12 protein-coding genes are annotated in these 9,372 nt (G+C 57.0%); 6 read left to right on the top strand and 6 right to left on the bottom strand.

The window, feature by feature from the left end; translation table 11 throughout:
* The first annotated feature begins 233 nt into the window (after positions 1-233).
* Positions 234-773, top strand: coding sequence for a DUF7342 family protein (locus tag C450_RS23625; RefSeq protein ID WP_449271546.1), 540 nt, complete (start codon positions 234-236; stop codon positions 771-773).
* A gap of 8 nt (positions 774-781) precedes the next feature.
* A complete protein-coding gene (locus C450_RS01030) occupies positions 782-1,231 on the top strand; it encodes a hypothetical protein (protein WP_005038896.1) in 450 nt (149 codons plus the stop codon).
* A 9-nt stretch (positions 1,232-1,240) separates the two neighbouring features.
* On the opposite strand, the gene C450_RS01025 is transcribed toward C450_RS01030, so the two are convergent.
* The 3 genes from C450_RS01025 to C450_RS01015 form a co-directional block, all read right to left on the bottom strand.
* On the bottom strand, positions 1,241-2,410 hold the full coding sequence (locus tag C450_RS01025) for a type IV secretory system conjugative DNA transfer family protein (RefSeq protein WP_449271547.1): 1,170 nt from the start codon (positions 2,408-2,410) through the stop codon (positions 1,241-1,243).
* Between the two features lie 464 nt (positions 2,411-2,874).
* Positions 2,875-3,294, bottom strand: coding sequence for a hypothetical protein (locus C450_RS01020; RefSeq protein ID WP_005038891.1), 420 nt, complete (start codon positions 3,292-3,294; stop codon positions 2,875-2,877).
* Positions 3,291-3,605 (bottom strand): hypothetical protein, encoded by a 315-nt coding sequence (locus tag C450_RS01015; protein WP_005038889.1) that lies wholly within the window; start codon positions 3,603-3,605, stop codon positions 3,291-3,293. Before C450_RS01015 ends, C450_RS01020 begins: the two co-directional genes overlap by 4 nt.
* A gap of 472 nt (positions 3,606-4,077) precedes the next feature.
* Here C450_RS01015 and C450_RS01010 point away from each other — a divergent pair, with 472 nt between their 5' ends.
* Together C450_RS01010 and C450_RS01005 are read left to right on the top strand one after the other, a co-directional pair.
* Positions 4,078-4,503 (top strand): ribbon-helix-helix protein, CopG family, encoded by a 426-nt coding sequence (locus C450_RS01010; RefSeq protein ID WP_005038888.1) that lies wholly within the window; start codon positions 4,078-4,080, stop codon positions 4,501-4,503.
* A 13-nt stretch (positions 4,504-4,516) separates the two neighbouring features.
* Positions 4,517-4,777, top strand: a complete 261-nt coding sequence (locus C450_RS01005; protein ID WP_049909772.1) for a hypothetical protein — start codon at positions 4,517-4,519, stop codon at positions 4,775-4,777.
* 337 nt (positions 4,778-5,114) lie between these two features.
* Here the strand turns inward: C450_RS01005 and C450_RS22785 are convergent, their stop codons facing one another.
* Complete coding sequence (locus C450_RS22785) at positions 5,115-5,429, bottom strand: hypothetical protein (protein WP_241430229.1); 315 nt, start codon at positions 5,427-5,429, stop codon at positions 5,115-5,117.
* Between the two features lie 195 nt (positions 5,430-5,624).
* On the opposite strand from C450_RS22785, the gene C450_RS22780 reads away from it, so the two are divergent.
* The gene (locus C450_RS22780; protein WP_005038881.1) at positions 5,625-5,846 is read left to right on the top strand and encodes a hypothetical protein; all 222 of its coding nucleotides are present in this window, start codon (positions 5,625-5,627) and stop codon (positions 5,844-5,846) included.
* Between the two features lie 187 nt (positions 5,847-6,033).
* Here C450_RS22780 and C450_RS00990 read toward each other — a convergent pair whose 3' ends face one another.
* Complete coding sequence (locus tag C450_RS00990; protein WP_005038879.1) at positions 6,034-6,900, bottom strand: DUF7537 family lipoprotein; 867 nt, start codon at positions 6,898-6,900, stop codon at positions 6,034-6,036.
* A 174-nt stretch (positions 6,901-7,074) separates the two neighbouring features.
* The gene (locus C450_RS00985) at positions 7,075-7,320 is read right to left on the bottom strand and encodes a DUF7692 domain-containing protein (RefSeq protein ID WP_005038878.1); all 246 of its coding nucleotides are present in this window, start codon (positions 7,318-7,320) and stop codon (positions 7,075-7,077) included.
* Between the two features lie 374 nt (positions 7,321-7,694).
* Between C450_RS00985 and C450_RS21360 the strand changes: the two genes are divergently transcribed.
* On the top strand, positions 7,695-8,537 hold the full coding sequence (locus C450_RS21360) for a hypothetical protein (protein ID WP_152424379.1): 843 nt from the start codon (positions 7,695-7,697) through the stop codon (positions 8,535-8,537).
* Positions 8,538-9,372 lie beyond the last annotated feature (835 nt).

Raw genomic sequence — 9,372 nt, 5'->3', positions numbered from 1 at the left:
CCCTCCACTCCCGACCCACCTCCACGGTCCTGCTCGCGCGCACAGCGCGCTGTGCGGGCTTTCGCAGGTGAATACCCGATAGGTAGACACGGCGCTCACAGCGCCATCTCACGCTGTTCAGATAGACACAGGCGACGGTCCCCTTCGGCCCTATCCGAGGGATCGTCAGCTGACTCGACTAGTGCCAATATATTTACGGTAGTACGTAATATTATACGGTATGCCCAAGCGCGATGCAGAGACAGAAGGCGGCATCCCGTCCGACGGAGTGCCATCCAGTGAGGCTGTTCGCCAAGAACGCGAGCAGTGGGACGAGGAAAAAACGGTCAAAGAACGCGTCTACGAGACCGCGCTCACGCTGCGCGAACCCACTACAGTTTCGGCTGTCGCCGATCAAGCACGCTGTACNCCTCCTCTGGTTCGCTGATATCGGTATCGTCGAGCCGGTCGGTGAGGGACAGCCTGCGCAGTTTCAGCGCAATCTCGCCTACTTTCGCTGGAAGCGCGCCAACGAAGCTCGGCGTGCTCATTCGAGCGATGAACTTGCCGCCCAGCTCGAAACGCTCCTTGAGCGCGACCGCGCCTATCAAGAAAAATACGACGCGGCTGACCCGGCTCAGGTGAGCGCTTTCGATATCGCCGAACCAGATGACCACGACACGCTCGAAACCATTTGGTCCGACATCAACGACTGGCTGACCGTTCGTGAGGATCAGCGCGTACTCGAACACGCCCAGCGCCTCCAACGTGAGCAGCAATCGGCTCCGGCCTAAACGGTTCCATGCCTGATGCGAACGCGCCAATCGACAAGGCGATTCTTCAAGCTATCGCACGAACTCTCCGCACAGATGATCGGGTCGAGGAGGTGGTTCTCGTCTCTGGTGAAGGGACTGACGAGCACAAGCATCTGGCCGTCACGTTCGATCCAGCGCGCTATCCTGAGTCTGTTGGTGGGGCACGTCTCGAAATCCAGTGGTATCGCAACGGCGGTTTCAACATCCACTATACCGAGACTCATACCGACGACAGCGACAGCGGTGTCTGGCAATGTCGCTGGGACCGCCAATCAAGTACCCACAGCACTCGTGAGCACTTTCATCCGCCGCCCGATGCGGGTGAACCGACTGATACCCACTTTCCGGACGACTACCGCAATGTTCTCTCGATGATTCTCGCGGCAGTTCGAGCACGAATCGACGAACTCTGGCAGGACTACCAGGAGGCGAACTGAGGAGAGTCCTTACTCCGAGAGCTTGCACAGCCACCAGCCGTCCGGACTCTGGACCAGCGCTTCGCCTTGGTCCAGACCCGTCAGGTCGCCCGTCGTCAACGGTAGGTCCGTCTCGTACGACCCCGAGACCTCCCGGCCATACTCCTCGCCACTCCGTGACGTCGAAACGCTTTGTCGGTAGAGTTCGACCTCGCCCAGCGACGAGAGCACGAACTCAGCCGTCTCGACGTCGCCGGGCTTGAATGCAATCCTGTTCGGGCAGTTCGACCACAGCGACTCCGCCATGTCGCCGTAGCGATCTCTGAGTTGATGCACGTCTTGAGCGACCAGTATTCCACGAACGCCCGCCGACCGTCCTGCCGAGGACAGCTCGTTCACGTTGCCGACCTCCGGCAGCTTGTCCACCTCGTCGAGGACGAACTGTTGGCGACCCTCCACCGAGAACGCCTGGTCGATGGCGCTTTCGAGAAAGAACCGCCAGAATCCGCGTGCGNCCTCGTCGAGGACGAACTGTTGGCGACCCTCCACCGAGAACGCCTGGTCGATGGCGCTTTCGAGAAAGAACCGCCAGAATCCGCGTGCGTAGCGGTCCTTCCGCACGTTGTCGAGCACGATGGCTCGGCCACCCATCGTGAAACAGTCCGCGAGCGACACGCGGTCGAGGTCCGCATCGAACACATCCGACTCCAGCAGCGACTGTATCTCGCCGGTCATCGTCGTGAACGCTGCCGACCGCCCACCATCGTCGAGCGTCTCCAGCGTCGTGCTGATCGTCCCTGTGTTCGGAACGTTACCGAGTTCCTCAATGATCTCGTCAGGACCGTGCTCGATCACCTCTGGCAACATGGCGAAGTCACCGTGTTTCGCGTTCGTGACCGTGATCGCTGCGGTCAACATCGCGCGGGCGGCATCCGACCAGCCCGTCTCAGTGGTGTGGTGAGCGCGGAACACCCCTTCGGTGATGTTCATCATCTCGCGGGTCGATTCACCACGGTCGAGAAACGGATCCCAGCGAACGTCCGAGCCACGCGAGGAGATCGTCACCGTATCCGCACCGAGCGCGTCGAGTTCCTCGCCGAGTTCGTTGTATTCCCCCGGTTCGGAGATCGCGTGCGCAATCACCGGCTCATCAAGGTCCCAATCCCGGAGCAGCTTCTTGACTTGCGTCGATTTACCCATGTTCGTCTGTCCGAGGAACATCGTCGAGACCTCACGGTCAATCGTTGGATGCACCGAATTGGACTGGCTGCGCTTCTTCACGTCATCGATCGCGAGCGCGTCCTCACCGCCGTCTATGAAACCAGCCTTGACCGAATCACCTACACCAGAGGAATACACCTCACGCCCACTCTGTGCGCGCTGTGTCTCGCCCTCCTGCATTTCATCGATGAACCTGACGGTGCCAACGACGAGGACCGCTAGCGCCGAGAACTCCACCGTCGAGCGTGTCCAGAAGTCGCCGATCAGTGCGACGCCGGCGACAGCCACGCCGCCGACAGCTACCTTCATCTGGAGCGTGAGCGCCGCGAACTCGTCGGCAAACTCGGTGCTGCCCATCCGATAGGAGAGCATCACAGCAGCGGCGAGAATGCCCAGTCCAACCAACCAGATCACCGTTTGCTTGAATCGAAAGCGAGTCAGGCTCATGCCGTCGCTCCCGTGCCGATCGATTCACCATCGAATCGGCCTGCGACCGCCGAGCGCAGCTGCTCAATATCGTCGCTATCCATGTAGCATTCGTTGGCTGTGCCGACCTGCGCGACGTGGACGTGATTGGTCTCGGTATCAGTATGAACGCCGACGAGGAAGTCGGCGTCCACCTCGTCGCGGAACGCAAGCCGCACGCGACGAGCCAGTTTCTCCGGATCGTGGTGGTTTTCGAACGCGAACATGTGTTGGCGGCTCATTTCACAGTCGTATGCCATCGAGCGGAACCCGTCGATATCGTGCCGATCAGCACGCAGCCCTGAGCCTCGCAACACGAGATCGCCGGCGACGTAGTTGACGAGCTTCCCGATGTCGTCGGGTCCAGGATTGCGGACGTAGTTCGTACGGTAGTTCATTCGTCACCCCAGTCGTACATCCCGCCGTCCTCGGTATCCTCAGAGTTCTCCGTCTCAGCATCAGCAGCCGCAGCGACGCGTTCGACGATCCGGTCAGCTGCACGGTCGGCGGCGTCGTCGACGAGCCGGAGCATGCGCTCCTCGATACCGTAGCGGTCGGCGGCGGATTCGAGGCCGTCGCGCTCGATTTTCTCCTCGATGGCTTCGCCAACGTACTCACTCACGGAGAGGCCCTCGGCGTCGGCTTTGGCTTGGAGGGAGCGGTGGGTGGCCTCGGAGACGTAGCCGGTGACTTGCTTGCGTTCTACCATGGTGGGATTCCGGGAGTGCTGTGGGAGCGCTCTTTAATTATAAAGAGAGTAGTAACGCTGCAACTCATGGGGAATCCACCTGTCGTGTAGGGGTTTCGTGTGCCGTACACCACGATTGTACGCAGTATCTGTACAGCATAGAGGTGATATAATCGACCGACGTAATGGATTTTTTGATCACTGTGTATCCGCAGTAGTTGCGTCTCAGACGGGAATTCGTACTGTGGAGAGTCGATGCTCGATCTCGCGTCGTCATGGCGGTGATTCCCCAGCCATGCAGGCCGGTTGCGTGTGGACATAAATGAGAATAGAGCGATCTGTCTTTGGGACAGAATTTTAAACTGATACTTCGCTATTCATCGAGACGAATCGAGAGTGGTCCAGCAGAAAACCCTCCTGCGCTCTTTGTCGGACGTGTGGCTGACTGAGATTGATGTATCCCAAGTGTGTCCCATCGAAATACGAGCGGGATATGACCCAAATCAGCTTCCGGCTGGACGATGAATTGCTTTCAGAACTCGATGCTGAGGCCGACGACCGCGACGTACCCCGGTCGAAACACATGCGGGACACGCTCGAATCACGCGAACGACGACGGGAGTTGGAGAACGAAGTTGAGCGGTTGCGCGAGGAACTCACCGCCGTTCGAGATCAGGCGGCGGACGTCGAAGAACTCACCAAGCAGGTTGAGGAATTGGAGCGTGAGAACGAGCGGCTTCAGCGCGAACGTCGACAGTTGCTCGAACAGCGTGAGGAACACACCGAACTCGTCCGGTACGCAGAGCAACAGCGGTCGGTGGTAGAACGTCGAGAGGAGCGGCGTGATGCCCCTGTGTGGCGACGAGCGAAATGGTGGGTACTCGGCCGATCGAACGATGAGACCGCCGCAGCAGAGTAGTTCCAGCCCCGTGATGGACGAACCCTTCGGCGGGAAAGCCCGCGCAGCGACCACCGGGAGCGAGCAGGACCCTGGAGGGGGCTGGGACGGCGCGAGCAGCGCGAGCGCCGGAGGAGGTGGGAGCCAGATGGTCGAGGGAGCGAAGCGAGGCGGAGCGACCGATCTCCTCAGCGGTGCGGTAGCGGTCAGTACTTCTGAATCGCGCGCGAGGAACGCGCGTGAAGGGTCGTACTGCGTCGTACTCGTGGCCCCCCAGCGCGGCAGGGCAAGATAAGCCGCGCCGCCCCGCGGAACTAAATCAGTAGCAAGCGGCCGAATCATGTGAACTGTTGACTGATTAGGCGAACTGTGGTTAGAAGTCCAACTATACAGAAGGTCCAGCCGACGGGATCGGATCAGCAATCACGATCGGATGGATCAGGACGAAACGACGCTCGCACTGACACACGTCGTCAGTAGTTGAACTAGCTCTTCCGTTCTCTATCCTAGCTGCAAGGCTGCACAAGGCAGTTTCCCCGTCAGTAATCAACCGATGCATGCACCACCACAACGCACGAAACCTAGAGGCCGTGTCAGGCGTGGGTCATCTTCAGGCAGTTCTCTGACGCAGGTCAGGGGGTAGCCGCTGACGACGAGTGACAGTCACCGCCCCTCGCTGGTTGAGCCTCAATCAGCATCTTGCCGTGGCGGTCGTGATCGATGAACTCGATGCGTCCCTTGGAGAGCTCTTCGAGTGCTTCGGCGGCACGGTAGGCCTGTCGCCACGCGAGCTGTTCGCCGGTCGCTGTTCGGAGGAGTGTCTTGAGGTCGCTCTTGAGGACGCGGCCCTTGGGTGTCTTGCTGGACCACTCCTCCCAGTGATCGAAGATTGAAACGGCGCGCTCGATGGAGGGCGTCATATCGATTCCTGTATCTTCGGCATCCATCTTCGAGATACGTTCGATAGGGGTCAGATCCGGCCGCTGCATGGTGGTTTTGGGGGCATCACCCCCNATTCCTGTATCTTCGGCATCCATCTTCGAGATACGTTCGATAGGGGTCAGATCCGGCCGCTGCATGGTGGTTTTGGGGGCATCACCCCCACCCTTTGACCCGGGAGAACCGGGTTCCACATCGGCGAGTTGGTCCTCGACATCGATGATGTCGTCGATGATGTGTCCGCGGCTGGCATCCGCACGATCGACGCGTTCTCTCAGCTGGTCGTTGGCTTTCCGCAGCTCGTGGTTCTCGCGGGCGAGGGCGTGACGATCCTCTCGCTGTTGCTCACGGGTTTGTTCGAGCTCGGAGTGAAGTTGCTCGTTCTCGTCTTCAAGGGTGTCAACACGGCGCTGAAGCTGCTGTAGTTGATCCTGCAATGCATCGTCCGTCGGTCCGGTAGATTCAATACCGGTGGCTCTCTCTGTGCTCATAGAGGCTTACTCGGCCCGGTCTCGGGGATGGTGTCACATCCCCGGCCCGCGGTGGGTTATTTTCGCGAGCTACTGCTGTCACCGTAGCCCTTTGACTTGAATCTGTGGGATTCCCGATCGATCATCCCGCCGCCGTGGTCGTTCGGTTCGCCGCCTCGTACCACGCGGGCCGCTCGACGGTCGTCGAGCCGATGTCGGTGTAACGAAGCGACTGCGTGACGCGGTTCGTGGTCTCGACACCTCTGTTAATTTCGGTTGTGGTATAACCGAGGTGATATGATTGAACGATCCCCTCCGAGTCGACGAGCGCTCGGAACGAGATGTTCCGTGGGTTCTTCGAGGTGTTGAGTACGGATCGCGGGAGGTACTCCGGGTTCGTGATGTTCGTCGCCCGAACTCGGTAGAGTTCCGTGCCGTTGCGCGTTTCCTGGCCGACGACACGCGTTTCAAGCGCCGTGAAGAGGCTGAGGAACTGATCGCCCTTCTGCACGCTAATGAACGCTCGATTCAACGCGCTTGTTGAATATCTCGTTTCATTTTCCCGGACGATCGCGGAGTATAGTCGTTCGCCGTCCGACCATCGCTCGATGCGCTGCAAGGTGACAACGGGTTGCCGTCCCGACCCATTGTATCTGCTAACGGCGTAGAACGGTTCCGACCCCTCTGATACTCGCATTATTCGATTCCGCTGATAACGGAGCGTGCCGTTTGCATCCCTGACTGTGCTGTTTGACACGATTGTGTACGAACCATTGTCGAGGGCGTCCTCGTGAGCGTTCGCCAAATCACTCGCACTCACGACGCCTGCCTCCGTGAGTCCCGGTGCGAGCATCGGCATGGGAGTGGCTGTCGGTTCGTCGGTCGGGACATCGACAGGCGTGACGGTTGGTGTGTCGGTTTCGGTGTCGTCACCCCCGGTGAGGGCGTTACAGCCTGCGAGTACGACTACCGCAGCGACGACGATCGGGAGGAGCTGCGAGCGGTTCACGTCTCATGAATTCCCCTTCACTTCCGAATAAACCTTTTCTCAGTCAAATTGATTATTTGAGAATAAGGGAAGACTGTTTCACCATTGATAGTTGGCAAGGACCAATCGGCCCACGTCTGCAACCAGCTCAGGAGCTTCATATAGCCCAGTGGGTGCAACCGAGAGGAACACTACTCAATCAACGTTGACACCTGTTTCGACGCAGTACTCGACGTCGACGGAGCGGGTCGAGAGGATCTCGGCGAGTTCCTCGGTCATGTCTGGGTGTTCGACTGCTTGCTCTAACGCCGGGAGCATCGCCTGGGTGAACTCCGCCCTTGCTTCGACCGCGCCGACCCGAGTGTTCTCGTTGAGTCGATCGGCGACGTCGTCGACGAGCTCCTCGCGATACGCGAACTTTCCGTCGGTCCGTATTCGCATGGCTGCCTCGTACACACGAGATGCTGAAAGCCGTTCTGCTCGGGTGACTGACTCCGGTTCTGCCGGCGGGAATGTCAAGTTTCTAGACGAGCAGGATGAATCACGGCGCGATTCAAAGCGTTCGACCCGAGGATTTACACACGAGTTTGCGCGGCTCGTGTGCATTTTCGGGATCGGCGAGTTCGCGGCGCGCAACCGCGAGGAGTTGCGTGAGAGACACCTTCCACGGGCTTCCGCGATCATGCTCACCCTGCCTGCGTCGACGGCTCCCTTGAGAGGCCATGAGGGGATCATCCAGTAAAATATCTCACAACACACAAAAACATAATTAAAAAGAGATAATTATAAACCACGATTCGACGAAACATCTAAGCATGCCAGATAATGGCACGACTGGCTCGGAAAGTCACGAAAATCGGGTAAATGACGCGGTTAGTGATGGTGGCGGATGTGCAGAAACCTGGGAGGCACTTAGCAAAGTACGAGAACAAGCTCGCACCAACAAAAAATCCCGTCGAACGTTTTTATCGGGGACCACAGGAGCGCTTGTTACAGGAGTAGCTTCGGTTTTAGGGCTAAGTGATTCAGTCTTAGCCAAGGACGAAATTTCTCGAGACGAGTTAGTTGAAGTCGCTCAACAATACAGTAGTCCAAGTGCTGTTCAAGATGCGTATCGAAGTTATGGAAACGATCTACTCACTACTCTCAGCACCGAAGGCCACATCAAAAGCGACAGCGTATCCATATTGTCAACTGACAATGTGATATCCCGTGAAGAAAACGTGTCCGGTAAAGACGGAGTAGTTGTCCACGGTACTGCTTACAACGGTATCCCAACTGCTCAGATTCAAACAACAGTAAGCGGGGAAAGTGGGCAAATATTAATTGCAGTAAATCCTCAACTTAATAGAAGTTATGCTATTGCCCAAAACAACAGAACTAATAATTCCGATTCTACGGTTTATATGTCAGAGTCTCCCAAATCCGGAACCATTGGATCTATGATAGCCAAAACTGACAACTCAGTATATCCCAATTGTATAGCTGCACAAGATTGTCTATTTGGTTGTGGATTGACTGGTGCCGGTTGTACTTGTGTTATAACAAAGGTGCGTTGCTGCGGAGGAAATTGTATCCTTGGCGAGCAAGTAGATCTATGCACTACAGTCGGTTGTGAAGTTACTGATGTCGGTTGTCACAACATCGTCTGTCCATAAGATATCTAACATAGTAGGCGATTCACAATGATACCATTTTGGCAGGGGAACATCTATAGTATAGTACTCAAGAATCACTTGAAAATCAGAGACTGGTTTTAGTAACCTCTGTATCACAAAATCAAAAGATGAACGACAGAACACGTCGGTACCTGATGTTCTTTATTGGTATTGGCCTTCTCACGATAGCGGTAGTTGCTTTCCCAACTGCATTGAGATTTGAGTTCGCACTCAATACGACGTCTGATACACCACCCACACAGGGGGACTTTGCCTCCTACAGCGATTTTTCGGGACGTGAACAGCAGATGATACAAGAAGCTATTGATGGACAGAGACATGTTTTCAAGGTGAGGTCGAATTTGCCCAAAAGTGACCCTCAGGAATCGTACATCGGACAGTTGACAATATCGCAAGGAAATCAGTCACACATATTCACACGGCGTACGTTTTTCGAACCTTATTCCTGGGGTGGGATAGGAACTATCATACTTGCTATAACCGGTCTTGGGCTGGTTGCAGTAGCAGTCCGGCGGGATATGAAAAGCCGATTTAGATAGGCACTAATCTGTAGCACATTGTTGATTTCCGAGAGCAGCCTGAACAGCGTGCTTGAGCGTTTTATACCCTGGTCCGTTGAATAGATCACTCTGGGGGGCCGGAGGGCTGGCAGGATAAGGATCATGAGCAGCGATAAGAGGGCACTGACGGTCGTCGCAGAACCTACTGCACCGCACTGACCCAGCACGCGCGTTTCTCGCGCGTGATTGAAACCGCGACAGCACCGCCGAAGAATCCCGGCCCTCCGGGCCGGCCAAAGCCCGACCGCGTACCC

Source organism: Halococcus salifodinae DSM 8989, assembly GCF_000336935.1.
GTDB lineage: Archaea > Halobacteriota > Halobacteria > Halobacteriales > Halococcaceae > Halococcus > Halococcus salifodinae.
Note: the sequence above shows the minus strand (reverse complement) of the source record. Positions and strands in the feature narration are given on the sequence as shown.

What these genes read in the sequence shown, in the direction of transcription:
- C450_RS01030 (WP_005038896.1), top strand. Translation starts at nt 782, where the DNA reads ATGCCTGATGCGAACGCGCCAATCGACAAGGCGATTCTTCAAGCTATC.
- C450_RS01020 (WP_005038891.1), bottom strand. Translation starts at nt 3,294, where the DNA reads ATGAACTACCGTACGAACTACGTCCGCAATCCTGGACCCGACGACATC.
- C450_RS01015 (WP_005038889.1), bottom strand. Translation starts at nt 3,605, where the DNA reads ATGGTAGAACGCAAGCAAGTCACCGGCTACGTCTCCGAGGCCACCCAC.
- C450_RS01010 (WP_005038888.1), top strand. Translation starts at nt 4,078, where the DNA reads ATGACCCAAATCAGCTTCCGGCTGGACGATGAATTGCTTTCAGAACTC.
- C450_RS01005 (WP_049909772.1), top strand. Translation starts at nt 4,517, where the DNA reads ATGGACGAACCCTTCGGCGGGAAAGCCCGCGCAGCGACCACCGGGAGC.
- C450_RS22785 (WP_241430229.1), bottom strand. Translation starts at nt 5,429, where the DNA reads ATGGATGCCGAAGATACAGGAATCGATATGACGCCCTCCATCGAGCGC.
- C450_RS00985 (WP_005038878.1), bottom strand. Translation starts at nt 7,320, where the DNA reads ATGCGAATACGGACCGACGGAAAGTTCGCGTATCGCGAGGAGCTCGTC.
- C450_RS21360 (WP_152424379.1), top strand. Translation starts at nt 7,695, where the DNA reads ATGCCAGATAATGGCACGACTGGCTCGGAAAGTCACGAAAATCGGGTA.